1 pseudogene is annotated in these 236 nt (G+C 37.7%); it reads left to right on the plus strand.

The features are described 5' to 3' along the window. Nucleotides 1-236: pseudogene (locus tag SB775_RS33775) on the plus strand (hypothetical protein); the annotation flags it as partial.

A 236-nucleotide genomic window follows, 5' to 3' on the forward strand; every position in this document is an offset into this window, starting at 1 on the left:
GATATGAAGGATTTAAAAGGACAGGTCAAGCTGTTTGGTATGAACACAGAGCTTAAGCTACAAAAACAAATTGGCAATAAAACAGAAGCCATTGGCAGTGAACAAATTGAAATGTTTTTCGATAAATTAAAACAGCCTACAATCTCTTATTATGGTGACAGTGCACGTAATACGGAGGATTTCTTACCCACCCTTCTACGCAGGCAGATGCATCAAAAAAACAAACACTCACGACT

The sequence above is a fragment of the Peribacillus sp. SIMBA_075 genome, from assembly GCF_046534585.1.